The sequence below is a fragment of the Pseudomonas sp. H3_E04 genome (genome assembly GCF_054668915.1).
In genome coordinates this window covers 4348459-4373662 of sequence record NZ_CP162797.1, presented here as the reverse complement: position 1 = coordinate 4373662, position 25204 = coordinate 4348459, and the positions used below count along the sequence as shown (strand labels likewise).

Here is a 25204-nt window from a genome sequence, read left to right as displayed (position 1 = left end):
ATGATAATGGCTATTATTAGCCTCTGTTACGTCCTCTCACAATAGCCTTTTCATTTCCTGCCCTTGGCTTGCCAAACGTCACCGATCCTTCGCTGGCGTTTTATTGCGTCCCTAAAAAGCCATGTTGGCGATTTTCTGTGGGTTAAGCCCTGTGAATAACTGCCACTGAGGTCAGTTGATAACAGGGGTTGAAAACTGGATATAACCCGCCCTGTGGATAACCACACCTTTAATCCACAGGCTTATACGGGTTATCCAACGGCCTCATTGCCACTTTGACACAGAGTTTTGAACCTCTGTACACATTGAAAAATATGGCCTGTAGCAATCTATCCACAGAAATGTTGCTCAGTAAGAATAAACATAAAAACAAAGGTTTTATAAATTTCTCTCTTTTTTATTCTTTTAACCTCGAGTTCTCCACAGCTGGTTAAATTTTGTGCAAAGGGTTCTTTAGAAAGGGCGAAGTCCCTATACTTGCCGACCAGGTCCAGAAACCTGAGCTCAAATTTTTCCTGAATGACCTACTTAAGCAGGCACGAGGTGCGTGGTGGATTTCCCTTCCCGTTTTGAAGTGATCGTCATCGGCGGCGGTCATGCCGGTACCGAGGCAGCACTTGCGTCAGCACGCATGGGCGCAAAAACCCTGTTGCTGACGCATAACGTGGAAACCCTCGGCGCCATGAGTTGCAACCCGGCCATCGGTGGCATCGGCAAAAGTCACCTGGTCAAGGAAATCGATGCCCTAGGCGGCGCGATGGCCATAGCTACCGATAAGGGCGGCATCCAGTTTCGCGTGTTGAACAGCCGCAAAGGTCCGGCCGTACGGGCGACCCGTGCGCAAGCCGACCGGATTCTGTACAAAGCTGCTGTCCGCGAAATTCTTGAAAACCAGCCGAACCTGTGGATATTTCAACAGGCTGCTGACGACCTGATCGTTGAGCAGGAGCAAGTCCGTGGTGTTGTCACACAGATGGGTCTGCGTTTCTTCGCCGATTCCGTGGTGTTGACTACCGGTACCTTCCTCGGCGGACTTATCCACATTGGTTTGCAGAATTTCTCCGGCGGTCGTGCTGGTGATCCCCCTTCGATTGCTCTGGCCCACCGTCTGCGTGAGCTGCCACTGCGTGTCGGGCGCTTGAAAACCGGTACGCCGCCGCGCATTGATGGCAAGTCTGTGGATTTTTCGGTAATGACCGAGCAACCGGGCGATACGCCGATTCCGGTGATGTCGTTCATGGGCAACAAGGAACAGCATCCACGCCAGGTCAGTTGCTGGATCACTCACACCAATGCGCGTACCCACGAAATCATCGCAGCGAACCTCGATCGTTCGCCGATGTATTCCGCAGCCGGTGAAATCGAAGGCGTCGGCCCGCGTTATTGCCCGTCGATCGAAGACAAGATCCATCGCTTTGCCGACAAGGAAAGCCATCAGGTTTTCATCGAACCGGAAGGTCTGACCACCCATGAGCTCTACCCGAACGGGATATCCACAAGCCTGCCGTTCGATGTGCAATTGCAGATCGTGCAATCGATCCGCGGTATGGAAAACGCACATATCGTGCGTCCAGGTTATGCGATCGAGTACGACTACTTCGATCCGCGTGATTTGAAGTACAGCCTGGAAACCAAAGTCATCGGCGGTCTGTTCTTCGCCGGGCAGATCAACGGCACCACCGGTTACGAAGAAGCTGGCGCCCAGGGTCTGCTCGCCGGGGCCAACGCCGCACTGCGTGCCAAGGGCAAAGAAGCCTGGTGTCCGCGCCGCGATGAAGCGTATATCGGCGTGCTGGTCGACGACCTGATCACACTCGGCACCCAAGAGCCGTACCGCATGTTCACTTCCCGTGCCGAGTACCGGCTGATTCTGCGCGAAGACAACGCCGACCTGCGTTTGACCGAAAAAGGTCGCGAGCTCGGTCTGGTCGATGACGCGCGTTGGGCGGCCTTCTGCAAGAAGCGCGAAAGCATCGAACTTGAAGAACAGCGTCTGAAAAGCACTTGGGTACGGCCAAATACCCCGCAGGGCGATGCGATTGCCGAGAAATTCGGCACGCCGCTAACCCACGAATACAATTTGCTCAACCTGTTGAGCCGTCCGGAAATCGACTATGTCGGTCTGGTCGAAGTGACCGGGCAGGGCGCTGAAGATCCACAGGTCGCCGAGCAGGTTGAGATCAAGACCAAGTACGCCGGTTATATCGACCGTCAACAGGACGAAATCGCCCGTCTGCGCGCCAGTGAAGACACGAAATTGCCTGTGGATATCGATTACACCAACATTTCCGGCCTGTCCAAGGAGATCCAGAGCAAGCTCGGCGCCACACGTCCCGAGACTCTGGGCCAGGCTTCGCGGATTCCGGGTGTAACCCCGGCAGCGATTTCGCTGTTGATGATTCATTTGAAAAAACGCGGCGCGGGCCGTCAGTTGGAGCAAAGCGCTTGAGTTCTAAGGTCACTTCGCAACATGCCGAAGAGTTATCCACAGGAGCCCGCGAGCTCGGTGTCCATCTCACTGAAACCCAGCACGAATTGCTGCTGGGTTATCTGGCCCTGTTGATCAAATGGAACCAGGCCTACAACCTGACCGCTGTGCGCGATCCAGACGAAATGGTTTCGCGGCACTTGCTCGATAGTCTCAGCGTGATGTCGTTTATCGAAAACGGTCGCTGGCTCGATGTCGGCAGTGGCGGTGGCATGCCCGGTATTCCGCTCGCGATCCTGTATCCGGAGTCGCAAGTGACCTGCCTGGACAGCAACGGCAAGAAAACCCGCTTCCTGACTCAGGTCAAACTCGAACTCAAACTGGATAACCTGCAAGTTATCCACAGTCGCGTCGAAGCCTTCCAGCCTGCGCAGCCATTCAACGGGATCATTTCCCGGGCCTTCAGCAGCATGGAAAACTTCACTAACTGGACTCGCCACCTGGGCGATGCCGATACACGCTGGCTGGCAATGAAGGGCGTTCATCCGGCCGATGAGCTGGTAGCATTGCCGGCAGATTTCAAACTCGATAGCGAACACGCCCTGGCCGTACCCGGTTGCCAAGGCCAACGCCATCTGCTGATACTGCGCCGCACGGCATGATTGGGAACACAAGCAAGAATGGCTAAGGTATTCGCGATAGCGAACCAAAAGGGTGGTGTGGGCAAGACCACCACCTGCATCAACCTCGCAGCATCCCTGGTCGCGACCAAGCGCCGGGTGCTGTTGATCGATCTCGATCCACAGGGCAACGCCACCATGGGTAGCGGTGTGGATAAACATGGCCTGGAAAACTCGGTCTACGATCTGCTGATCGGTGAATGCGACCTGGGCCAGGCCATGCACTTCTCCGAGCACGGCGGTTATCAACTGCTGCCGGCCAACCGCGATCTGACCGCCGCCGAAGTGGTGCTGCTGGAAATGCAGATGAAGGAAAGCCGTCTGCGCAGTGCGCTGGCGCCAATCCGTGACAACTACGACTACATTCTGATCGACTGCCCGCCGTCACTGTCGATGCTCACCCTCAACGCACTGGTCGCCGCTGACGGGGTGATTATCCCCATGCAGTGCGAATACTTTGCGCTGGAGGGTTTGAGTGACCTTGTGGATAACATCAAGCGCATTGCCGAGCTGCTCAATCCCAACCTGAAAGTCGAAGGCCTGTTGCGGACCATGTACGACCCGCGGCTGAGCCTGATGAATGATGTCTCGGCACAGCTCAAGGAGCATTTCGGCGATCAGCTCTACGACACGGTAATCCCGCGCAACATCCGCCTGGCCGAAGCACCGAGCTACGGCATGCCGGCGCTGGCCTACGACAAGCAATCGCGTGGTGCCCTGGCCTATCTGGCTCTGGCGGGCGAGATGGTTCGTCGTCAGCGCACAAATTCACGCATTGCTGCCGCTCAGCCAACTTAAGGAATCCCCATGGCCGTCAAGAAACGAGGTCTCGGACGTGGACTGGATGCACTGCTGAGTGGTCCGACGGTCAGCGCGCTGGAAGAACAAGCCGCGCAGGCTGACACCCGCGAACTGCAACACCTGCCGCTGGACCTGCTGCAGCGCGGCAAATATCAGCCGCGCCGCGACATGGACCCGCAGGCCCTGGAAGAGCTGGCACAGTCGATCAAGGCTCAAGGCGTGATGCAGCCGATCGTGGTGCGCCCGATTGGCGGCGGTCGCTTTGAGATCATTGCCGGTGAACGCCGCTGGCGCGCCAGTCAGCAGGCCGGGCAGGAAACCATCCCGGCGATGGTTCGCGATGTGCCGGATGAAACCGCGATTGCCATTGCGCTGATCGAGAACATTCAGCGTGAAGACCTTAATCCGATCGAAGAAGCAGTGGCTTTGCAGCGCTTGCAGCAGGAATTCCAGCTGACTCAGCAGCAGGTTGCCGAGGCTGTGGGTAAGTCGCGGGTGACTGTGGCTAACCTGTTGCGACTTATTGCACTGCCCGAAGTGATCAAGACCATGCTTTCGCACGGCGACCTGGAAATGGGTCACGCGCGTGCTTTGCTTGGTCTGCCGGACAATCAGCAGGTCGAAGGGGCGCGACATGTTGTCGCACGAGGACTGACTGTGCGCCAAACCGAGGCACTGGTTCGTCAGTGGTTGAGTGGTAAACCGGAGCCTGTGGAAGCTGCAAAACCCGACCCGGACATCGCTCGCCTCGAGCAGCGCCTGGCCGAGCGCCTAGGCTCTGCGGTGCAGATTCGCCATGGCAAGAAGGGCAAAGGCCAATTGGTGATCGGATATAACTCCCTCGATGAGCTTCAAGGTGTGCTCGCACACATCCGCTGAAACATTTCCTCATGTAGCGCGCAGTCGGAAATCACTACCTGACAGTTGAATAGGGGCAGAACCGCCCCTATACTCTGCGCGCATTTTGTCGGCACAAATTATGCCAAGTTATTGAATTTCGGCAGCCGACCATTGGAGAGCAACTGTGATGGAAACCCGCACGCCAAACCGCTTGCCTTTCCATCGCCTGGCGGTTTTTCCGGTGTTGATGGCTCAATTTGTCATTCTGCTCATTGCCGCTTTGGCGCTCTGGCAATGGCATGGAGTCGTTGCCGGATACTCGGGACTTTGCGGAGGCCTGATAGCCTTGCTGCCCAATGTTTATTTCGCTCACAGGGCATTTCGGTTTTCCGGCGCCCGAGCAGCCCAGTCCATCGTCCGGTCTTTTTATGCCGGCGAGGCAGGCAAACTTATTTTGACGGCAGTGCTGTTTGCACTGGTGTTCGCAGGTGTGAAGCCACTGGCGCCGATCGCAGTATTCGGCGTGTTCGTGCTGACTCAGTCGGTCAGCTGGTTCGCTCCCCTGCTGATGAGAACAAGACTTTCGAGACCTTAGGGCGTTTGAGGCAACCATGGCAGAGACAACCGCTTCGGGCTATATCCAGCACCACTTGCAGAACCTGACTTTCGGTCAGCTACCCAACGGCGGCTGGGGCTTTGCCCACACCGCAGCAGAGGCCAAGGAAATGGGCTTCTGGGCTTTCCACGTCGATACCCTCGGCTGGTCGGTCGCGCTGGGTCTGATCTTCGTTCTTCTTTTCCGCATGGCGGCAAAGAAAGCGACGTCGGGCCAGCCGGGTGCCTTGCAGAACTTCGTTGAAGTATTGGTCGAATTCGTCGATGGCAGCGTGAAAGACAGCTTCCATGGCCGTAGCCCGGTGATCGCACCGCTGGCACTGACCATCTTCGTCTGGGTGTTCCTGATGAACGCCGTCGACCTGGTACCGGTCGACTGGATTCCTCAGCTGGCCATCCTGATCTCCGGTGACCACCACATCCCGTTCCGCGCCGTGTCGACTACCGACCCGAACGCGACTCTGGGCATGGCGTTCTCGGTGTTCGCACTGATCATTTTCTACAGCATCAAGGTCAAGGGCATCGGCGGCTTCATCGGCGAACTGACCCTGCACCCGTTCGGCAGCAAGAACATCTTCGTTCAGGCCCTGCTGATCCCGGTGAACTTCCTGCTGGAATTCGTCACCCTGATCGCCAAACCGATCTCTCTGGCTCTGCGTCTGTTCGGCAACATGTATGCCGGCGAGCTGGTGTTCATTCTGATCGCTGTGATGTTCGGCAGCGGCCTGCTCTGGCTCAGCGGCCTGGGCGTAGTTCTGCAGTGGGCGTGGGCTGTATTCCACATCCTGATCATCACGCTGCAGGCGTTCATCTTCATGATGCTGACCATCGTCTACCTGTCGATGGCGCACGAAGAAAACCATTAAGACCAGTCTCGACTAGTCTGATGTCCTTCCCGGTAAAACGGGAAGGGGCTCCTTGCGGGGCATCTGAAACGATTTGTTTTACCGCTTTAATCTAAAAAACCTAAACCATACGACGTAAAAGTCGGGAGGAAAGATGGAAACTGTAGTTGGTCTAACCGCTATCGCTGTTGCACTGTTGATCGGCCTGGGCGCACTGGGTACCGCAATTGGTTTCGGCCTGCTGGGCGGCAAGTTCCTGGAAGGCGCAGCGCGTCAGCCAGAAATGGTTCCAATGCTGCAAGTGAAAATGTTCATCGTTGCCGGTCTGCTCGACGCCGTAACCATGATCGGTGTTGGTATCGCTCTGTTCTTCACCTTTGCGAACCCGTTCGTTGGTCAGATCGCTGGCTGATTACTCGGATCTTCCGGGTAATTTGGTGTGATGGACAACGTAACTGCGAGGTGTTGGCGTGAACATTAATGCGACCCTGATTGGCCAGTCCGTTGCGTTCCTGATTTTTGTACTGTTCTGCATGAAGTATGTATGGCCTCCGGTCATCGCTGCTCTGCACGAACGTCAAAAGAAGATCGCTGATGGTCTGGACGCTGCCAGCCGTGCAGCTCGCGACCTGGAGTTGGCCCAAGAGAAAGCGGGTCAGCAACTGCGCGAAGCGAAAGCTCAGGCAGCTGAAATCATCGAGCAAGCCAAGAAACGCGGTAACCAGATCGTCGAAGAGGCTGTTGAAAAAGCCCGTATCGACGCTGACCGTGTGAAGGTTCAGGCTCAAGCCGAGATCGAACAGGAACTGAACAGCGTCAAAGACAAGCTGCGTGCCCAAGTGGGCTTGCTGGCTGTTGGCGGCGCCGAGAAGATCCTGGGTGCCACAATCGATCAAAACGCGCACGCAGAGCTGGTTAACCAACTGGCTGCTGAAATCTAAGCGAGGGCGATCATGGCAGAACTGACCACGTTGGCCCGACCTTACGCTAAGGCGGCCTTCGAGCACGCTCAGGCCCACCAGCAACTGGCCAATTGGTCAGCCATGCTCGGCCTGGCAGCAGCGGTGTCGCAAGACGACACCCTGCAGCGCGTGCTCAAGGCCCCGCGACTGACGAGCGCAGAAAAGGCCGCCACGTTCATTGACGTGTGCGGCGACAAGTTTGATGAAAAGGCACGCAACTTCATCAACGTCGTTGCCGAGAACGACCGTCTCCTGCTTCTGCCGGAGATCGCCGCTCTGTTCGACCTGTACAAGGCCGAACAAGAGAAATCGGTAGACGTTGAAGTAACCAGTGCATTTGCATTGAACCAAGAACAGCAAGACAAACTCGCCAAGGTTCTCAGTGCACGACTCAACCGGGAAGTGCGCCTGCAAGTTGCGGAGGACGCTGCCTTGATTGGTGGTGTCGTGATCCGCGCCGGCGACCTGGTTATCGATGGCTCGATTCGCGGCAAAATCGCGAAACTTGCCGAAGCATTGAAATCTTGAGTTTGAAGGGGCAGCAGAGCAATGCAGCAACTCAATCCTTCCGAAATAAGTGAAATTATCAAGGGCCGCATCGACAAGCTCGATGTGACCTCCCAAGCCCGTAACGAAGGCACTGTCGTCAGCGTATCTGACGGCATCGTGCGGATTCACGGTCTGGCCGACGTCATGTACGGCGAGATGATCGAGTTTCCGGGCGGCGTCTACGGTATGGCCCTCAACCTGGAGCAGGACTCCGTAGGTGCCGTGGTATTGGGCTCCTACCAGTCGCTGGCTGAAGGCATGAGCGCCAAGTGCACCGGCCGCATCCTCGAGGTTCCTGTTGGTAAGGAATTGCTGGGTCGCGTAGTCGATGCTCTGGGTAACCCTGTTGACGGCAAAGGTCCACTGGGCAACACCGAGACCGACGCGGTCGAGAAAGTTGCTCCAGGCGTGATCTGGCGTAAGTCGGTAGACCAGCCTGTACAGACTGGCTACAAGGCTGTCGATGCCATGATCCCTGTCGGCCGTGGCCAGCGTGAGCTGATCATCGGTGACCGTCAGATCGGTAAAACCGCTCTGGCGATCGACGCGATCATCAACCAGAAAGACAGCGGCATTTTCTGCGTCTACGTAGCTATCGGTCAGAAGCAATCGACCATCGCCAACGTGGTTCGCAAGCTGGAAGAAAACGGCGCCCTGGCCAACACGATCATCGTGGCTGCCAGTGCTTCGGAATCTCCTGCGCTGCAATTCCTGGCACCGTACTCCGGTTGCACCATGGGTGAATTCTTCCGCGACCGCGGTGAAGACGCGCTGATCGTTTATGACGATCTGTCCAAGCAAGCAGTGGCTTACCGCCAGATTTCCCTGCTGCTGCGCCGTCCACCAGGCCGTGAAGCTTACCCAGGCGACGTGTTCTATCTCCACTCCCGTCTGCTGGAGCGCGCATCCCGCGTTTCGGAAGAATACGTAGAGAAGTTCACCAACGGCGCAGTGACCGGCAAAACCGGTTCCCTGACCGCACTGCCGATCATCGAAACCCAGGCTGGCGACGTTTCCGCGTTCGTTCCGACCAACGTGATTTCCATCACCGACGGTCAGATCTTCCTGGAATCGGCGATGTTCAACTCGGGCATCCGCCCTGCAGTGAACGCCGGTGTTTCCGTATCCCGTGTGGGTGGTGCCGCTCAGACCAAGATCATCAAGAAGCTGTCCGGTGGTATCCGTACCGCTCTGGCTCAGTACCGTGAACTGGCGGCATTCGCCCAGTTCGCTTCTGACCTGGACGAAGCGACCCGCAAGCAACTTGAGCATGGTCAGCGCGTTACCGAGCTGATGAAGCAGAAGCAATACGCACCGATGTCGATCGCTGACATGGCGCTGTCGCTGTATGCCGCTGAGCGTGGGTTCCTGACTGACATTGAAATCGCCAAGATCGGCAGCTTCGAACAAGCGCTGATTGCTTTCTTCAACCGCGATCACGCCGATTTGATGGCCAAGATCAACGTTAAAGGTGACTTCAATGACGAAATCGACGCTGGCATGAAAGCCGGTATCGAGAAGTTCAAGGCCACCCAAACCTGGTAAGCCGCAGCGGGAGCCGCGAGGCTCCCGCTTGCTAACCTGATAGGTGTTACATGGCAGGCGCAAAAGAGATTCGCAGTAAGATTGCGAGCATCAAAAGCACGCAAAAGATTACCAGCGCCATGGAAAAAGTGGCGGTCAGCAAAATGCGCAAGGCACAAATGCGCATGGCTGCTAGCCGTCCTTATGCGGAGCGTATCCGCCAGGTTATTGGGCATCTGGCCAACGCCAACCCGGAATACCGCCACCCGTTCATGATCGACCGCGAAATCAAGCGTGTTGGTTATGTTGTGGTGAGCAGTGACCGTGGTCTGTGCGGCGGCTTGAATACCAACCTGTTCAAGGCCCTGGTCAAGGACATGGCGGTAAACCGCGAAAACGGCGTCGAGATTGATCTGTGTGTCGTTGGTAGCAAGGGTGCGGCCTTTTTCCGTAACTTCGGCGGTAACGTCGTTGCAGCTATCAGCCACCTGGGTGAAGAGCCGTCGATCAATGATCTGATCGGCAGCGTCAAGGTGATGCTGGATGCCTACCTGGACGGCCGTATTGACCGCCTGTCCGTGGTGTCCAACAAGTTCATCAACACCATGACGCAACAGCCTACCGTGGAGCAGTTGATTCCACTGGTGGCTACCCCGGATCAGGATCTCAAGCACCACTGGGACTATCTCTACGAACCGGATGCCAAAGAGCTGCTTGACGGCTTGATGGTCCGTTACGTCGAGTCGCAGGTCTACCAGGCGGTGGTCGAGAACAACGCGGCTGAACAGGCTGCGCGGATGATCGCGATGAAGAACGCTACCGACAACGCCGGTGATTTGATCAGCGATTTGCAGCTGATCTACAACAAGGCGCGTCAGGCTGCGATCACCCAAGAGATCTCGGAAATCGTCGGCGGCGCTGCCGCGGTTTAACGGTTCAAATATTCAGAGGATCCAGCTATGAGTAGCGGACGTATCGTTCAAATCATCGGCGCCGTTATCGACGTGGAATTTCCACGCGACAGCGTACCGAGCATCTACAACGCGCTGACTGTACAAAGCGCGGCCGCAACCACTCTGGAAGTTCAGCAGCAGCTGGGCGACGGCGTGGTTCGCACCATTGCGATGGGTTCCACCGAAGGCTTGAAGCGCGGTCTGGAAGTTACCGACTCTGGCGCAGCCATCTCCGTACCAGTCGGTAAAGCGACCCTGGGCCGGATCATGGACGTCCTCGGTAACCCGATCGACGAAGCTGGCCCGATCGACACCGAAGAGCGCTGGGGCATTCACCGTCCAGCGCCTTCGTTCGCTGAACAGGCAGGCGGCAACGACCTGCTGGAAACCGGCATCAAGGTTATCGACCTGGTCTGCCCGTTCGCCAAAGGCGGTAAAGTCGGTCTGTTCGGTGGTGCCGGTGTAGGCAAAACCGTAAACATGATGGAACTGATCCGTAACATCGCCATCGAGCACAGCGGTTATTCCGTGTTCGCCGGTGTGGGTGAGCGTACTCGTGAGGGTAACGACTTCTACCACGAGATGAAGGACTCCAACGTTCTGGACAAAGTGGCACTGGTTTACGGTCAGATGAACGAGCCGCCGGGAAACCGTCTGCGCGTAGCACTGACCGGCCTGACCATGGCCGAGAAGTTCCGTGACGAAGGTAACGACGTTCTGCTGTTCGTCGACAACATCTATCGTTACACCCTGGCCGGTACTGAAGTATCCGCACTGCTGGGCCGTATGCCTTCGGCAGTAGGTTACCAGCCGACCCTGGCTGAAGAGATGGGCGTTCTGCAGGAACGTATCACTTCGACCAAGGAAGGTTCGATCACTTCGATCCAGGCGGTATACGTACCTGCGGATGACTTGACCGACCCGTCGCCAGCGACCACCTTCGCCCACTTGGACGCCACCGTCGTTCTGTCCCGTGACATCGCTTCCCTGGGTATCTATCCGGCGGTAGATCCACTGGATTCGACTTCGCGCCAGCTGGACCCGAACGTGATCGGCCAGGACCACTACGACACCGCTCGCGGCGTTCAGTATGTTCTGCAGCGTTACAAAGAGCTGAAAGACATCATCGCGATCCTGGGTATGGACGAGCTGTCGGAAGCCGACAAACAGTTGGTTAACCGTGCTCGTAAGATCCAGCGCTTCTTGTCGCAGCCGTTCTTCGTGGCTGAAGTCTTCACCGGTGCTTCGGGTAAATACGTTTCCCTGAAAGACACCATTGCTGGCTTCAAAGGCATCCTCAACGGTGACTACGACCACCTGCCAGAACAAGCGTTCTACATGGTTGGCGGCATCGAAGAAGCGATCGAGAAAGCCAAGAAACTGTAATCCCGGCGCCCGGCAACGGGCGCTAATTTAGGTTGAGGCAATCAGATGGCTATGACAGTCCATTGCGATATCGTCAGCGCGGAAGGGGAAATCTTTTCCGGCCTGGTCGAGATGGTGATTGCGCACGGTGCACTGGGTGATCTTGGTATCGCTCTGGGTCACGCGCCGCTGATCACTAATCTCAAGCCGGGTCCGATCCGCCTGATCAAGCAAGGCGGGGAAGCCGAGGTGTTCTACATCTCCGGTGGTTTCCTCGAGGTTCAGCCGAACATGGTCAAGGTACTTGCCGATACCGTGCAACGTGCCGCCGACCTGGATGAAGCTCAGGCTCAGGCAGCTCTCAAGGCTGCCGAGAATGCCCTGAACGAAAAAGGCGCGGACTTCGATTACGGCGCCGCTGCCACTCGTCTGGCCGAGGCTGCAGCTCAGCTGCGCACCGTCCAGCAGATCCGCAAGAAGTTTGGCGGTTAATCCGTCAGCCGCTTGTTGTGCGATTGATAAAAAAGGGTAGCCTCGGCTACCCTTTTTTCTTTTCCGAATTCCCCAGAAACCGGTCGCAGTCGCTGACCACCCAGGATTGGTAGCCAGTCATGTCTCTCGAAATCGTTATCCTCGCGGCCGGTCAAGGCACTCGTATGCGCTCGGCGCTGCCCAAAGTGCTGCATCCGGTTGCCGGCAACTCCATGCTCGGCCATGTTATCCACAGCGCCCGGCAACTTGATCCACAGCGCATCCACGTGGTGATCGGTCACGGTGCCGATGTGGTGCGTGAGCGACTGGCAGCTGATGACCTGAACTTCGTGTTGCAGGACAAACAGCTCGGTACTGGCCATGCCACCGCCCAAGCGGTGCCGTTCATTGACGCCGACACCGTGCTGATTCTTTACGGCGATGTGCCTCTGATTGAAGTTGAAACCCTGCAGCGTCTGCTCAAGCATGTGGTGCCGGGACAAATGGGCCTGCTCACCGTAGAGCTGGATGACCCGACCGGTTATGGCCGCATCGTGCGCGATGCCGACGGCAAGGTTGCGGCCATCGTCGAGCACAAAGACGCCAGCGAAGCGCAACGGGCCATCACAGAGGGCAACACCGGCATCCTGGCCGTGCCGGCCAATCGCCTGGCGGACTGGATGAGCCGCTTGTCCAATAACAACGCGCAGGGCGAGTACTACCTGACCGACGTGATCGAAATGGCGGTCAGCGATGGTTTGGTCGTCGCTACCGAACAACCGCACGACCCGATGGAAGTCCAGGGCGCCAATGATCGCAAGCAATTGTCTGAACTGGAGCGTCATTACCAGTTGCGCGCCGGCCGTCGTCTGATGGCTCAAGGCGTGACCCTGCGTGACCCGGCACGTTTCGATATACGCGGCGAAGTGACTGTGGGCCGTGATGTGCTGATCGACATCAACGTGATCCTCGAAGGCAAGGTGATTATCGAAGACGACGTTGAGATCGGTCCGAACTGCGTGATCAAGGACAGCACCCTGCGTAAGGGCGTGGTGATCAAGGCCAACAGTCATATCGAAGGTGCCATTCTCGGTGAAGGCAGCGACGCCGGTCCCTTCGCGCGTTTGCGCCCGGGCACTGTGCTCGAAGCTCGCGCCCATGTCGGTAATTTCGTTGAGCTCAAAAACGCCCATATGGGCGAGGGTGCCAAGGCTGGCCACCTGACCTATCTGGGCGATGCCGAAATCGGCGCACGCACCAACATCGGTGCCGGCACCATCACTTGCAACTACGATGGCGCCAATAAATGGAAAACCGTATTGGGGGCTGACGTTTTCATCGGCTCCAACAACTCGCTGGTTGCGCCTGTGGATATCTCCAACGGTGCAACCACTGCGGCTGGCTCGACCATCACGCAAAATGTGGATAACGCTCAGCTGGCAGTTGCCCGAGCGCGTCAGAAGAACATCGACGGTTGGAAGCGCCCGGAAAAAATCAAAAAATCCTGATTTATCCACAACCACCTGTGGGAGCGAGCCTGCTCGCGAATGCGGTTTGTCAGTCACGTCTTCAGTGGCTGAGACTCCCCTTTCGCGAGCGGGCTCACTCCCACAGTCATTTCATCCTTTCTGAATTTTTCTCCTCACAACTTGACGGCAACCTTTCGATAGAGTTTCATTGCTTGCGTTATCTTTCGAATCGAAACTTAAGCCGCCATGTCCAAACGCAATACTCCTCAGCGTCGTCATAACATTCTCGCCTTGCTCAACGAGCAGGGCGAAGTCAGTGTGGATGAGCTGGCCAAGCGTTTCGAAACTTCTGAAGTTACGATTCGCAAGGATCTTGCTGCGCTGGAAACCCATGGTCTGTTGCTGCGTCGTTACGGCGGTGCGATCACCATGCCGCAAGAGCTGGTCGCAGAAACTGCGCAGAGTATCTCCAAGTACAAGCAGGCGATTGCTCGGGCGGCAGTCAAACGCATCCGCGAACACGCGCGCATCATCATCGACAGCGGCAGCACCACCGCCGCGATGATTCCAGAACTGGGCCAGCAACCTGGCCTGGTGGTGATGACCAACTCCCTGCACGTCGCCAACGCCTTGAGCGAACTGGAACACGAGCCGGTGCTGCTGATGACCGGTGGCACCTGGGATCCGCACTCCGAATCCTTTCAGGGCCAGGTCGCCGAGCAGGTACTACGCTCTTACGACTTCGACCAATTGTTCATCGGCGCCGACGGTATCGATCTGGTGCGCGGCACCACCACATTCAATGAACTGCTCGGTCTCAGCCGGGTGATGGCCGACGTGGCGCGGGAAGTCATCGTCATGGTCGAGGCCGACAAGATCGGCCGCAAGATTCCCAACCTGGAGCTGCCATGGAGCAGCATCCATACCCTCATTACCGATGATCGCCTGCCAGTCGAGGCACGCGATCAGCTTCAGGCCCGCGGGATCACCTTGATCTGTGCGGCTGTCAGTCAGGAGAAATAACCATGTGTGGCATTGTCGGCGCAGTAGCTGAACGTAATATCACCGCCATCCTTCTCGAAGGCCTGAAGCGCCTCGAATACCGCGGCTATGACAGCGCCGGTGTGGCGGTCTATACCAATGACGAAACCCTGGACCGCATGCGCCGTCCGGGCAAGGTCAGCGAGCTGGAAACCGCACTGGCCGAACAGCCGCTGGCCGGCCGTCTGGGTATCGCCCATACTCGTTGGGCGACTCATGGCGCACCGTGCGAACGCAACGCTCATCCGCATTTTTCCGGTGACATTGCGGTGGTGCACAACGGCATCATCGAGAACCACGAAGCCCTGCGCGAACAGCTGAAAGCGCTGGGCTATGCGTTCAGCTCGGACACCGACACCGAAGTCATTGCCCACCTGCTGACCCACAAGCTCAAGGAACAACCGGACCTGACTGCCGCGCTCAAAGCGACCGTCAAGGAGCTGCATGGCGCCTACGGTCTGGCAGTGATCAACGCGCAGCAACCGGATCGTCTGGTCGCCGCGCGCAGTGGCAGTCCATTGGTGATCGGCCTGGGCCTGGGCGAAAACTTCCTCGCTTCCGACCAACTCGCTCTGCGTCAGGTCACTGACCGCTTCATGTACCTGGAAGAAGGCGATATCGCTGAAATCCGTCGCGACAGCGTGCAGATCTGGGACGTAACCGGCAACGCTGTCGAGCGCCAGACCGTGCAGTACACCGACGGTGCCGAAGCCGCCGACAAGGGTGAGTTCCGCCACTACATGCTCAAGGAAATCCACGAGCAACCGACCGTGGTTCAGCGCACTCTCGAAGGTCGTCTGGGCAACAATCAGGTGCTGGTTGAGGCCTTCGGTCCGCAAGCCGCCGAGCTGTTTGCCAAAGTGCGCAACGTGCAAATCGTCGCCTGCGGTACCAGCTATCACGCCGGTATGGTCGCGCGTTACTGGCTCGAAGAACTGGCCGGCATCCCCTGCCAGGTCGAAGTCGCCAGCGAATTCCGTTATCGCAAAGTCGTGGTGCAGCCGGACACATTGTTTGTGACCATCTCGCAGTCCGGCGAAACCGCTGACACCCTCGCGGCCCTGCGCAATGCCAAGGAGCTGGGCTTCCTCGCCAGCCTGGCAATCTGCAACGTCGGCATCAGCTCGCTGGTGCGTGAATCCGACCTGACCCTGCTGACTCAGGCCGGTCGCGAAATCGGCGTGGCTTCGACCAAAGCCTTCACCACGCAACTGGTCGGCCTACTGTTGCTGACTCTGTCGCTGGGCCAGGTACGCGGTACTTTGGCCAACGGCGTCGAAGCCACGCTGGTCGAAGAGCTGCGTCGTCTGCCGACTCGCCTCGGCGAAGCGCTGGCGATGGACAGCACCGTGGAAAAAATCGCCGAGCTGTTCGCCGAGAAAAACCACACTCTGTTCCTCGGCCGTGGCGCGCAATTCCCGGTCGCGATGGAAGGTGCCTTGAAACTCAAGGAAATCTCCTACATCCACGCCGAAGCCTATCCGGCCGGTGAACTGAAGCACGGTCCGCTGGCCCTTGTGGATAACGACATGCCGGTGGTCACCGTCGCGCCGAACAACGAACTGCTGGAGAAGCTCAAGTCCAACTTGCAGGAAGTCCGCGCCCGTGGCGGCGAGTTGATCGTATTTGCAGACGTTAAGGCCGCGATGACCAATGGCGAGGGTACTCATGTGGTGCAGATGCCACACATCCACGACATTCTCTCGCCGATCCTTTATACGATCCCGCTGCAACTGCTGTCGTACTACGTCGCCGTGCTCAAGGGCACCGACGTCGATCAACCGCGCAACCTGGCGAAATCGGTGACCGTGGAATAAGTTATCCACCGTTGACCTAAGCTCCCACAATCGCAGCCTCGGCTGCGATTGTCGTATCCGCCGCTGAGGAATCCCATGGACCGCTTTCAGGAAATGCAGATCTTCGTTGTCGTCGCTCAGGAGCAAGGCTTTTCGGCGGCGTCGCGGCGTCTGGGGTTGTCAGCGGCAAGCGTCACCCGAGCGGTGGCGGCGCTGGAGCAGCATATCGGTACGCAGCTGCTGGTGCGTACCACGCGCACCGTGCATCTCACCGAAGCCGGGCAGCGTTATTTCGATGACTGCCGGCGGATTCTCGCCGAGGTGCAGGAGGCCGAGGATTCGGCGGCAGGCAGCCATGCCTTGCCGCGCGGGCAGTTGACGATCACTGCGCCGGTGCTGTTTGGCGATCTGTTCGTGACCCCAGTGATGGCCGATTACCTTTGTCGTTATCCGGATGTGTCGATCAACGCGCTGTTGCTGGACCGGGTGGTCAACATGGTCGAGGAGGGCATTGATGTCGCAGTACGCATCGGTGAGCTGCCGGACAGCAATCAGCATGCGATTCGCGTCGGGGAAGTGCGGCGGGTAATCTGCGCTTCGCCGGGGTTTCTGGCTGAACATGGCCGCCCGGAGCATCCGCAGGCCTTGGCCGGGCTGCCGGTGGTGGCGACGTCGGCGATCGGTCAGCAACGCAACTGGCCGTTTCTCGACGGCGGTGAAGCACTCAGCGTGCGCACCGAACCGCGCCTGACCGTCACGGCCAATCAGTCGGCGATCACCGCCGCGCGCAAAGGCCTGGGTCTGACGCGAGTGCTGTCCTATCAAGTGGCGGACAAGGTTGCGGCGGGCGAGCTGGAAATCGTCCTTGCCGAGTTCGAACTGCCGCCGTTGCCGATCCACGTGGTGTATCAGGGCGGGCGCAAGGCGCCGGCGCGAATCCGCAGTTTTGTCGACTTCGCCGTGAAGGCCCTGCGCGAGCATCCGGCCTTGAGCGCTACGGCGTTATTGCACGAGATGAAATAATCGATTGCAGCTGCTGGTTATTCTGTTGTTCCGGCAACACATAGATGATGACTCATCGGCGCGCTCATCCCCGTAGCGACGTCACTTTCCAGCGGAGTCGACCATGCAAGCGATCAAACTCTACAACTTCCCCCGTTCCGGCCATGCCCATCGCGTCGAGTTGATGCTGTCGCTGCTGCAACTGCCGACCGAGCTGATCTTTGTCGACCTGGCCAAGGGTGAGCACAAGCAGTCGCAGTACTTGGCGATCAACAGCTTCGGCCAAGTACCGGCGATTGATGACAACGGCGTGGTGCTGGCCGATTCCAACGCGATCCTGGTTTATCTGGCGCAGAAGTATGGCAACGGTCGCTGGCTGCCGACCGACCCGGTGGGCGCAGCGCATGTGCAGCGCTGGCTTTCGGCAGCGGCGGGACCGATTGCCTTTGGCCCGGCGGCGGCACGCCTGATCACGGTGTTTGGTGCGCAGCTGAATGCCGAGGAAGTCATTGGCCGTGCGCATAACCTGCTCAAGGTCATGGAACTGGAATTGGGCAGAACTGCCTATCTGGCGGGGCAAGAGCCGACCATCGCTGACGTATCCGCCTACAGCTACATTGCCCACGCTCCGGAGGGCAACGTCTCGCTGGATGACTACGCCAACGTTCGCGCCTGGCTGGCGCGGATCGAAGCGTTGCCGGGTTTTGTCGCGATGCCGCGTACTGTCGCGGGTTTGCAGAAAACCGCGTGATCTCCACTCAAGCGTAGGACAGAGCCTTTTCAGCCAGTAGTTCCTGATACAGCTCTGTCCACTTGCGACCCATCTCATCGGCGGTGAACAACTGCCGATAGCGCGCTTCGGCTTTGACGCCCATCTCGGCAGCACGCGCAGGGTTTTCCCAAAGCGTACGCATGGCTTCACGGAAGGCCTGTGGATTGCTCGGTGGCACCACCAGTCCGGTTTCGTCGTGGATATTGATGAAACTGGTGCCGGTGCCGATTTCGCTGGAGATCATCGGTTTGCCGTACATCGCGCCTTCGAGCAGCGAAATCCCGAAAGCCTCGGAACGCAAGTGCGAGGGAAATACGATCGCGTAGCTCAATTGCAGCAACGCCACTTTGTCCTCGTCACTCAGACGACCGAGGAAATGAATATTGCGCAGGCCCAGCGCGGCGGCCTGTGCATGCAGTTCCTGCTCCAGCGGACCGGCACCGACGATCACCACGGGATAATCGACGTCCTTGAGCGCATCGAGCAGGATGTGCAGGCCCTTGTAATAACGCATTACTCCGACGAAGAGAAAAAACTTATCCCCAAGCTGTTGGCGCCAGCGGTTCGTCCTTTCGGTATCAGGCTGTGGATAACCTGCCTTGTTCAAGCCGTAGGGGATAACGCGAGTCTTGTCCTGAAACTGCTGCAACACATCGCTGGTGTGCAGATAGTTCGGCGATGCAGCAACGATGCGGTCGGCGCTGGCGAGAAAGCGATTCATCAGTGGCCGATAGAGCCTGAGCAAATGCTTCTGGCGAATGATGTCCGAGTGATAGGTCACCACGCTCGGCTTGTTCACGGCGCTGGCGAAATGCACCAGGTCCATGAACGGCCACGGGAAGTGATAGTTGATCACGTCCGCTTCAGCGGCCAGCTCGCGGAACTGCTTGAACACGCTCCAGGAAAAGCCGGTGGAGGCGAACTGGATATCCAGCTTCGCCCGATGTACTTCGTGCTGACCGAGTTGCACCACGGGCGGCGTCGGATCGGTGCTGAGTGTCAGCACTTGCCCGTCGATGCCATGCTGGGCGCCGCTTTCGCACAACTGAAAGATGACTTGTTCGATGCCGCCGACCGAATCGGGCAGGTACGTCTTGAAGAAATGAAGAACGCGCATTCAACCTCCCATGGCCTGGCGGTACGCACCGGCCGTGGCCTGTGCACAACGTTGCCAGGAAAAAAGTGCCGCCTGCTGCAATCCCGCTTCGCGGCAGGCCTGCCAATGCAGCGAGTCGTCGATCAGCCGGCCCATTGCATCACGCAGACCCTCGGCATCGTCCGCTTCAATATAGTTGCCAGCCGCGCCGGCCACTTCCGGCATCGCCGAAGAGCGGGTGGTCACCACTGGCGTGCCGCTGGCCATGGCTTCCAGCACCGGCAAGCCGAAGCCCTCATACAACGATGGAAATATCAGTGCCCGGGCGCCGGCCAACAGTTGCGCCAGTTGCTCATCGGGCAGATAGCCGAGCAGGCATACGTGACCGCTGGCCAATGCCTGGCGCAGTGGCTCGCTGAACTGCTCGCGCTGCCAACCGGCCATACCCGCTATCAACAAGGGAAAACGCTGGCGCACGACGTCGGGCAGCAGGGCGTGGGCCTGCAATGCCAGGCTCAGGTTCTTGCGCGGCTCGAGGGTGCCGACGCACAGGAAATACTCCCGGTTCTGGACGGCGTGGGCCTTGAGTACGCTATCGATTTCCTCGGTTTGCCGAGGGCGGAAGCGTTCGGCCACGCCTAGCGGCGCGACCACGAATCGCTGCGCAGGCAGGTTGAAATAAGCTTGCGCCTCGTCGGCGATTGCCTGCGAATCGGTCAGAATCACTCGCGCCTGCTCCACACCTGCGGCCAGACGACGTTCGATCTCCCTCAGCCGTGCTGGCGGTTGGGTTTCTGGAAAATGCAGGTGCGTCAGATCATGCAGGGTGATCACGGTCGGGCCGTCGAAAGCCAGCGGCCAAAGGCTCGGCTCGTGATAAAGATCAATCCCTTGGCGCCGACCCTGATCGAAGCGTTTCTGCTCCAGCCAGCGGCGTGCCTGATACGCCCCGGGTATTTGCCGCAACAATGGCGTCATGCGCGAGTAGCCGGGCATGGCCGCGTCCGGCAGGGCCGAACTCCAGCCCCAGCCATGAAACAGAGTCACCTCCACATCGGACTCGCTGCGCAAGGCGTTGACCAGTTCGGCGACGTAGTGGCCGATGCCGGTGCGCGGCGCTTGCAGGATGCGGGCATTAAGAGCAATGCGCATACGGCCTCGCTTGCACGCGCGGGGCCTGCAAAACATTTTCAAGACTGCGAGTCGCCAATTGTTCACTGGCCTCGCGCCAGCCGATCCAGCGCCAGTCAGCGACCTCGCGGGCGGCGGGAAATTGTCCGCTGCGCTGATAGGTTTCGATCAGATCGGCAAGACTTTGTGGATCCTGCAGATCGAAATAAGCCATGAACTCGCCGCCGATTTCGCGGAAAACCGCGATGTCGCTGCCCATTGCCGGCAAACCGCGCTGCATGGCTTCAACCAGCGGCAGGCCGAAGCCCTCGACAAACGATGGGAACACCAACGCGCTGGCTTGCGTATAAGCGTATTCAAGGCTGGTGTCATTCAGGTCGTTGAACATGAACAGGCGCCGGTTCAATTGCGGGTGATTGCGAATGCGGGCGAGCAGGGCGTCGCATTTCCAGCCGATCCGTCCGGCGATGCACAAGCGTGCCGTTGAGCCATCGGCCCAGGCGCGTTCGAAGGCGTCGAGCAGGTACCCATGGTTCTTGCGCGGCTCAATGGTGCTGACCATCAGAAAAACCGCTTCGGGCGCTGTGAACAGGTCTCTCAAGCGCGGTTCGACCGTGGCTTCGCTGTGCTGCAGATCAAGCTCGGAACCCAGATGAAAGTAATCGAACCAGCGCTTTTCAGTCTGCTCGGCACCGATTCTGCGCTGCAATTCGTCACGCACCTGATCGCGCACCGTGGCGGAAATTGCCATATAGCCGTCAGCTGTGCGGGTGATCCAGTCGAACCATTCGTTGAAAACCTCGACCAGACGCGTGTCGTAAAACTGCGGATGCGTCAGCGGAATCAGGTCGTAGATCACCGCGATCATGCCGACGCCGTCGCGTTTGAGCTGCTCGACATGGGTGAAAAAATCCGAGTGCCAAGAAGAATCCAGCAGCACCAGTTGATCGCCCGGCTGGTGCTGAAGCGGCGAACAACGTTTGAGCAACTGCCTGCGATTGATCCGCCGGACCAGCCGAATCGGCAGGCCGAGCACTGCAAACTGGGTCAACCGATAGCTCACATACAGCAGTCGCCGCGCCGGTTTCGACGTGCATAGCGCATCGCGGCGCTGGTGCCATTGCCAGAAGCGGTGGGCGAGGCGCTCCAGGCGCTCACCGAAGGTTTCAAGGCTGTTCCAGAAAGGTGTATCGAGTGGCGCCAGTTGCAGCACGTGGTAGAGCTGACCATTGATCACCACCACCGGCATGCACTCGATGCCTTCAGCGCTGGCGGGCAACTGCTTGATGACGTTGCGCACCACGCGCTGGATCCCCGAATTGACCTTCGGATGTTTGAATACGTGAGTGCATTCAACCAGGAGGCGGGTCATGGCGCACGCTCGACAGGCCGGGCCTCGTTTTCACGGGTAATGGTGGTTTTTGCGTCGAGCCAGGCACAACCGACGAAATCCTCCCGAGGGTTGTTGATCACGTGGAACACCAGTGCGTAGTCACGCCACTCGAAATTGCGATCCAGGTGCGAGTCCAGACGCGACAGGCTCAGCGACACCGAATAGTTGCCTTTGCCCAGGCCCATGATGAAGGCGAAGCGATAGGTGAAGCGTTCACCGGCGCGCAGATCGGTCAATGCCTTGTTCAGTCGGTGGGTGTTGATGCCGTACATCATCTGGCCCAGTCGATCCTTGAGGATAAAGCCCAGCACCAGCCGTTCGATGTCCTCGCGTACCTCGACCTGCACTTCGAGCACCACCGGCTGGCCGACTTCGACAGCGTCAATGCTGCGCTGGTTTTCATCGAGCAGGCGTACGCCGAGAATCGCCGCCTCGCCGGTGCCGGAGACCGTCTGCACCTCGCCACCGGCGAGCGTTTCCTGGCGTACGACCTGACCCTCACGTTCGGCCATTAGCGCGTTGTAATAATCGAGGACCGGCTCCGGTTTGCCGCGCATGGCCACGCGCCCATCCTTGAGCAGGATCGCCGAGTCGCAAATCGACTGAATCGCGAAGCGATCATGTGACACGATCAATAACGTCGTGCCGGATTTACGAAAGCTGCGGATGCGTTCGAAGCTCTTGTGCTGAAAATAGGCATCGCCCACCGACAGTGCTTCGTCGACGATCAGGATGTCCGGGCGCCGAGCCGTGGCGACGCTGAACGCCAGGCGCATCTGCATGCCGCTGGAGTAAGTGCGGACCGGGTGATCGATGGCTTCGCCGATTTCGGCAAAACGTTCGATATCGGGCATCAGGGCCTGGATTTCTTCAAGCTGCATGCCCAACAACTGACCGGCCATGATTGCGTTCTGGCGCCCTGTGAAGTCCGGATGGAACCCCATGCCCAGCTCCAGCAGGGCTGCGACGCGCCCCTGCAGTTCAATCTTGCCCCGGGTGGGTTGGGTGGTGCCGGTGATCATTTTCAGCAAAGTGCTTTTGCCCGCACCGTTGGCGCCGACGATGCCTACCGCTTCGCCGGGAGCAATTTCGAACTCGACGTCCTGCAGCACCCAATGCGGATGATGCCGGAGCGGTGAAAACGGAATCAGCCACTCGGCCAATCGCGCCCAGCGGTTGGGATACTGTTTATAGGCCTTGCCCAGGCCGGTGACGCGAATATGCCCCATCAGAGTTCATCCACCATTTCGCCGACGCGCTGGCGAAACAGCCTCAGACCGATCAGACAAAACACCACGCCGGTAATGAAAACCGGCAGCAGCGCACTCCATACCGGCCACTGACCGTAGAGAAACAGGTTCTGATAACTGCTGAACAGGTGGGTCAGCGGGTTGAGTTGCAGCAGGCGCTGGACCCATTCCGGCAGGATCGTGACCGGGTAGACGATCGGCGTCAGCCAGAACCAGAACTGCAGGCAGATGCCGAACAACTGGCCGACATCGCGAAAGAATACGTTCAACACGCCAAGGACCATGCCCAGCCCGGCGCAGAACATCATTTGCAGAGCAATCAGCGGAATCAGCGCCAGCAGCGCCATCCCCGGCCAGCGCCCGGTGACCAGCAGAAAGCCGAGAAACAGGCCGATGATGATGGCGAAATTGATTCCTGCGTTGATCAGCACAATCACCGGCAGGCAAATTCTCGGGAAGCTGATTTTCTTCAGCAGATTGGCGTTTTCCAAAAACATGTTCTGGCTGCGCAGGGTGATTTCGGAAAACAGTCCCCAGGCGAGCAGACCCGCACACAGGTAGACGCTGTAGGCCATGCTGTCGTCCACACCCGGTAAACGTGCGCGCATGATCTGGGAAAAAATCACCGTGTAGACGATGATCATCGACAGCGGATTGAAGATCGGCCATAGCGCGCCGAACAGCGAATTGCGATAGCGCGCTTGAAACTCTCGCTGCACGCTGCCGAGGATGAATCCACGGTAGCTGTACAGCGAGCGGTACAGGGAAAGCAGCATTCAAACCGTCCTGCCATATTGATCTTCGAAGCGAACGATATCGTCCTCGCCCAGGTACTCGCCGCTTTGCACCTCAATGATGACCAAATCGATCACCCCGGGGTTTTCCAGGCGATGCTTGTGTCCGGCAGCAATGAACGTCGATTCGTTCTTGGCTACCAGCGTGGTGCCGGAACCGTTGTTGGTGACCTTGGCCATGCCTTCGACCACCACCCAGTGTTCGTTGCGATGATGGTGCATCTGCAGTGACAACTTGCCACCGGGTTTGACCACGATGCGCTTGATCTTGAAACGCGGGCCTTCCTCGAGAACGGTGTAGGTGCCCCAGGGACGGCTGACCGTACGATGCAGGCGATAGGCTTCGTGGGATTTGTCCTTGAGCTGTTTTGCCACGCGGCGCACATCCTGCGCACGGTCGGCATGGGCCACCAGCACCGCATCGGCGGTGTCGACGATGATCAGGTTATCCACACCCACTGTCGCCACCAGCCGGCCTTCGCTCTGCACGAAGTTGTTGTGGCTGTCGATGAAAATCGCTTCGCCGCTGGCGCGGTTGTTGTCGGCATCGGCCGGAATCAGCGCCGCGACCGCGCTCCACGAGCCAATGTCGCTCCAGTCGAAACCGGCGGGTACCACCACGACTTTTTCCGAGCGTTCCATCAGCGCGTAGTCAATGGAAATGTCAGTGATTTCGGCAAACAGCGTCGGCGACAACTCCTGTTGCAGGCAGCCCACGGTTTCAACTGGCGCGCTGACGGCCATGCAGGCACGGGTCTGTTCCAGCAACTGGGGTGCGTGCAGTTGCAGCTCGGCAATAAGCGTCGCGGTGGTAAAACAGAACATGCCCGAATTCCACAGGAAATTACCGCTCTCCAGGTAGTGCGTGGCGGTTTGCAAGTCGGGCTTCTCGACGAAACGCTGCACCTTGGCCGCGCCTCTGGCGTCCAGCGGCGCACCGGTCTCGATGTAGCCGAAGCCGGTTTCCGGGGCGGTCGGAACCACGCCAAAGGTCACCAGATAACCGTCCTTCGCCAGATTCACTGCGTGTTCGACCGCACTTTTCAAGGCGTCCTGATTGACGATCAAATGATCCGCCGGCATCACCACCATGATTGCGTCGTCACCGTGCAGGGCCTGCAACGACAACGCCGCAGCCGCGATCGCCGGTGCGGTGTTGCGCCCGCTCGGTTCCAGCAGAAAGTGCCCGCGATGGCGCGATACGTGCGCCGCGCAATAGTGATCCTTGCTCTGGAAGTAATACTCGCGGTTGGTCACCGTGACGATGTCGCCCCAGCCATCGAGCAAAGCTGCCGCGCGCTGGTAGGTCTTGCCCAGCAGCGACTGGCCGTCGGGCAGGGTCATGAACGGCTTGGGATGGCCCTCGCGGGACACCGGCCACAAACGGGTGCCGGCACCGCCGGACAGAATCACTGGAATCAGCATGG

At 58.5% G+C, this 25204-nt stretch carries 24 protein-coding genes; 18 read left to right on the top strand and 6 right to left on the bottom strand.

Translation table 11 applies throughout. The features are described 5' to 3' along the window. Positions 1–550: 550 nt before the first annotated feature. The 18 genes from mnmG (at position 551) to AB4N53_RS19755 (ending at position 18092) form a co-directional block, all read left to right on the top strand. Positions 551–2449 (top strand): tRNA uridine-5-carboxymethylaminomethyl(34) synthesis enzyme MnmG, encoded by a 1899-nt coding sequence (mnmG, locus tag AB4N53_RS19840; RefSeq protein WP_460122513.1) that lies wholly within the window; start codon positions 551–553, stop codon positions 2447–2449. Then, a complete protein-coding gene (gene rsmG, locus AB4N53_RS19835) occupies positions 2446–3090 on the top strand; it encodes a 16S rRNA (guanine(527)-N(7))-methyltransferase RsmG (protein ID WP_460122511.1) in 645 nt (214 codons plus the stop codon). The genes mnmG and rsmG overlap by 4 nt, the downstream gene beginning before the upstream one ends. An 18-nt stretch (positions 3091–3108) precedes the next feature. Further along, complete coding sequence (locus tag AB4N53_RS19830) at positions 3109–3906, top strand: ParA family protein (RefSeq protein WP_460122509.1); 798 nt, start codon at positions 3109–3111, stop codon at positions 3904–3906. Positions 3907–3915: 9 nt separating this feature from the next. Continuing rightward, positions 3916–4788 (top strand): ParB/RepB/Spo0J family partition protein, encoded by an 873-nt coding sequence (locus tag AB4N53_RS19825; RefSeq protein WP_007960777.1) that lies wholly within the window; start codon positions 3916–3918, stop codon positions 4786–4788. A 148-nt stretch (positions 4789–4936) separates the two neighbouring features. Next, the gene (locus tag AB4N53_RS19820) at positions 4937–5344 is read left to right on the top strand and encodes a F0F1 ATP synthase subunit I (RefSeq protein ID WP_016772401.1); all 408 of its coding nucleotides are present in this window, start codon (positions 4937–4939) and stop codon (positions 5342–5344) included. 16 nt (positions 5345–5360) lie between these two features. After that, positions 5361–6230 carry a F0F1 ATP synthase subunit A gene (atpB, locus tag AB4N53_RS19815; RefSeq protein ID WP_042607991.1) on the top strand — a complete coding sequence of 290 codons (870 nt, stop codon included), beginning with the start codon at positions 5361–5363 and terminating at the stop codon, positions 6228–6230. A 133-nt stretch (positions 6231–6363) separates the two neighbouring features. After that, on the top strand, positions 6364–6621 hold the full coding sequence (gene atpE / locus AB4N53_RS19810) for a F0F1 ATP synthase subunit C (RefSeq protein WP_003097235.1): 258 nt from the start codon (positions 6364–6366) through the stop codon (positions 6619–6621). Between the two features lie 58 nt (positions 6622–6679). After that, positions 6680–7150 carry a F0F1 ATP synthase subunit B gene (locus AB4N53_RS19805; protein ID WP_016772403.1) on the top strand — a complete coding sequence of 157 codons (471 nt, stop codon included), beginning with the start codon at positions 6680–6682 and terminating at the stop codon, positions 7148–7150. 12 nt (positions 7151–7162) lie between these two features. Then, positions 7163–7699: a F0F1 ATP synthase subunit delta gene (locus AB4N53_RS19800; RefSeq protein ID WP_016772404.1), complete on the top strand. Its 537-nt coding sequence runs from the start codon at positions 7163–7165 to the stop codon at positions 7697–7699. Between the two features lie 21 nt (positions 7700–7720). Continuing rightward, positions 7721–9265: a F0F1 ATP synthase subunit alpha gene (gene atpA / locus AB4N53_RS19795; protein WP_103302851.1), complete on the top strand. Its 1545-nt coding sequence runs from the start codon at positions 7721–7723 to the stop codon at positions 9263–9265. 50 nt (positions 9266–9315) lie between these two features. Then, the gene (gene atpG, locus AB4N53_RS19790) at positions 9316–10176 is read left to right on the top strand and encodes a F0F1 ATP synthase subunit gamma (protein WP_007911960.1); all 861 of its coding nucleotides are present in this window, start codon (positions 9316–9318) and stop codon (positions 10174–10176) included. A gap of 27 nt (positions 10177–10203) precedes the next feature. Further along, positions 10204–11583 carry a F0F1 ATP synthase subunit beta gene (gene atpD, locus AB4N53_RS19785; RefSeq protein ID WP_025112247.1) on the top strand — a complete coding sequence of 460 codons (1380 nt, stop codon included), beginning with the start codon at positions 10204–10206 and terminating at the stop codon, positions 11581–11583. Positions 11584–11628: 45 nt separating this feature from the next. Continuing rightward, on the top strand, positions 11629–12054 hold the full coding sequence (locus tag AB4N53_RS19780; RefSeq protein WP_016772407.1) for a F0F1 ATP synthase subunit epsilon: 426 nt from the start codon (positions 11629–11631) through the stop codon (positions 12052–12054). A 119-nt stretch (positions 12055–12173) separates the two neighbouring features. Continuing rightward, positions 12174–13541, top strand: coding sequence for a bifunctional UDP-N-acetylglucosamine diphosphorylase/glucosamine-1-phosphate N-acetyltransferase GlmU (glmU, locus tag AB4N53_RS19775; RefSeq protein WP_460122506.1), 1368 nt, complete (start codon positions 12174–12176; stop codon positions 13539–13541). Positions 13542–13748: 207 nt separating this feature from the next. Beyond that, positions 13749–14525 (top strand): DeoR/GlpR family DNA-binding transcription regulator, encoded by a 777-nt coding sequence (locus AB4N53_RS19770; protein WP_041476528.1) that lies wholly within the window; start codon positions 13749–13751, stop codon positions 14523–14525. 2 nt (positions 14526–14527) lie between these two features. Next, the gene (gene glmS, locus AB4N53_RS19765) at positions 14528–16360 is read left to right on the top strand and encodes a glutamine--fructose-6-phosphate transaminase (isomerizing) (protein ID WP_460122504.1); all 1833 of its coding nucleotides are present in this window, start codon (positions 14528–14530) and stop codon (positions 16358–16360) included. 75 nt (positions 16361–16435) lie between these two features. After that, positions 16436–17362 (top strand): LysR family transcriptional regulator, encoded by a 927-nt coding sequence (locus AB4N53_RS19760; protein ID WP_460122502.1) that lies wholly within the window; start codon positions 16436–16438, stop codon positions 17360–17362. A gap of 103 nt (positions 17363–17465) precedes the next feature. Further along, complete coding sequence (locus AB4N53_RS19755) at positions 17466–18092, top strand: glutathione S-transferase family protein (protein ID WP_460122500.1); 627 nt, start codon at positions 17466–17468, stop codon at positions 18090–18092. A gap of 7 nt (positions 18093–18099) precedes the next feature. Here the strand turns inward: AB4N53_RS19755 and AB4N53_RS19750 are convergent, their stop codons facing one another. Genes AB4N53_RS19750 through AB4N53_RS19725 form a run of 6 tightly spaced genes read right to left on the bottom strand, consistent with a single transcriptional unit; the run spans position 18100 to position 25202 of the window. Further along, on the bottom strand, positions 18100–19230 hold the full coding sequence (locus AB4N53_RS19750; RefSeq protein ID WP_460122498.1) for a glycosyltransferase family 4 protein: 1131 nt from the start codon (positions 19228–19230) through the stop codon (positions 18100–18102). After that, entirely contained in the window at positions 19231–20361 is a 1131-nt protein-coding gene (locus AB4N53_RS19745; protein WP_460122496.1) for a glycosyltransferase family 4 protein, read from the bottom strand. Then, positions 20345–21712, bottom strand: coding sequence for a glycosyltransferase family 4 protein (locus AB4N53_RS19740; protein ID WP_460122494.1), 1368 nt, complete (start codon positions 21710–21712; stop codon positions 20345–20347). The genes AB4N53_RS19745 and AB4N53_RS19740 overlap by 17 nt, the downstream gene beginning before the upstream one ends. Further along, a complete protein-coding gene (locus AB4N53_RS19735; protein ID WP_460122492.1) occupies positions 21709–22962 on the bottom strand; it encodes an ABC transporter ATP-binding protein in 1254 nt (417 codons plus the stop codon). The genes AB4N53_RS19740 and AB4N53_RS19735 overlap by 4 nt, the downstream gene beginning before the upstream one ends. Continuing rightward, complete coding sequence (locus tag AB4N53_RS19730) at positions 22962–23759, bottom strand: ABC transporter permease (protein WP_460122490.1); 798 nt, start codon at positions 23757–23759, stop codon at positions 22962–22964. Before AB4N53_RS19730 ends, AB4N53_RS19735 begins: the two co-directional genes overlap by 1 nt. Next, positions 23760–25202 carry a mannose-1-phosphate guanylyltransferase/mannose-6-phosphate isomerase gene (locus tag AB4N53_RS19725; protein WP_460122488.1) on the bottom strand — a complete coding sequence of 481 codons (1443 nt, stop codon included), beginning with the start codon at positions 25200–25202 and terminating at the stop codon, positions 23760–23762. Between the last annotated feature and the right edge of the window lie 2 nt (positions 25203–25204).

Coding starts and splice junctions, on each gene's coding strand:
- AB4N53_RS19750 (WP_460122498.1), bottom strand. CDS start 19,230: ATGCGCGTTCTTCATTTCTTCAAGACGTACCTGCCCGATTCGGTCGGC.
- glmU (WP_460122506.1), top strand. CDS start 12,174: ATGTCTCTCGAAATCGTTATCCTCGCGGCCGGTCAAGGCACTCGTATG.
- atpE (WP_003097235.1), top strand. CDS start 6,364: ATGGAAACTGTAGTTGGTCTAACCGCTATCGCTGTTGCACTGTTGATC.
- AB4N53_RS19735 (WP_460122492.1), bottom strand. CDS start 22,962: ATGGGGCATATTCGCGTCACCGGCCTGGGCAAGGCCTATAAACAGTAT.
- AB4N53_RS19780 (WP_016772407.1), top strand. CDS start 11,629: ATGGCTATGACAGTCCATTGCGATATCGTCAGCGCGGAAGGGGAAATC.
- AB4N53_RS19730 (WP_460122490.1), bottom strand. CDS start 23,759: ATGCTGCTTTCCCTGTACCGCTCGCTGTACAGCTACCGTGGATTCATC.
- AB4N53_RS19740 (WP_460122494.1), bottom strand. CDS start 21,712: ATGACCCGCCTCCTGGTTGAATGCACTCACGTATTCAAACATCCGAAG.
- AB4N53_RS19830 (WP_460122509.1), top strand. CDS start 3,109: ATGGCTAAGGTATTCGCGATAGCGAACCAAAAGGGTGGTGTGGGCAAG.
- atpD (WP_025112247.1), top strand. CDS start 10,204: ATGAGTAGCGGACGTATCGTTCAAATCATCGGCGCCGTTATCGACGTG.
- atpG (WP_007911960.1), top strand. CDS start 9,316: ATGGCAGGCGCAAAAGAGATTCGCAGTAAGATTGCGAGCATCAAAAGC.
- AB4N53_RS19755 (WP_460122500.1), top strand. CDS start 17,466: ATGCAAGCGATCAAACTCTACAACTTCCCCCGTTCCGGCCATGCCCAT.
- AB4N53_RS19800 (WP_016772404.1), top strand. CDS start 7,163: ATGGCAGAACTGACCACGTTGGCCCGACCTTACGCTAAGGCGGCCTTC.
- atpB (WP_042607991.1), top strand. CDS start 5,361: ATGGCAGAGACAACCGCTTCGGGCTATATCCAGCACCACTTGCAGAAC.
- AB4N53_RS19725 (WP_460122488.1), bottom strand. CDS start 25,202: ATGCTGATTCCAGTGATTCTGTCCGGCGGTGCCGGCACCCGTTTGTGG.
- AB4N53_RS19820 (WP_016772401.1), top strand. CDS start 4,937: ATGGAAACCCGCACGCCAAACCGCTTGCCTTTCCATCGCCTGGCGGTT.
- AB4N53_RS19745 (WP_460122496.1), bottom strand. CDS start 20,361: ATGCGCATTGCTCTTAATGCCCGCATCCTGCAAGCGCCGCGCACCGGC.
- atpA (WP_103302851.1), top strand. CDS start 7,721: ATGCAGCAACTCAATCCTTCCGAAATAAGTGAAATTATCAAGGGCCGC.
- glmS (WP_460122504.1), top strand. CDS start 14,528: ATGTGTGGCATTGTCGGCGCAGTAGCTGAACGTAATATCACCGCCATC.
- AB4N53_RS19760 (WP_460122502.1), top strand. CDS start 16,436: ATGGACCGCTTTCAGGAAATGCAGATCTTCGTTGTCGTCGCTCAGGAG.
- AB4N53_RS19825 (WP_007960777.1), top strand. CDS start 3,916: ATGGCCGTCAAGAAACGAGGTCTCGGACGTGGACTGGATGCACTGCTG.
- AB4N53_RS19770 (WP_041476528.1), top strand. CDS start 13,749: ATGTCCAAACGCAATACTCCTCAGCGTCGTCATAACATTCTCGCCTTG.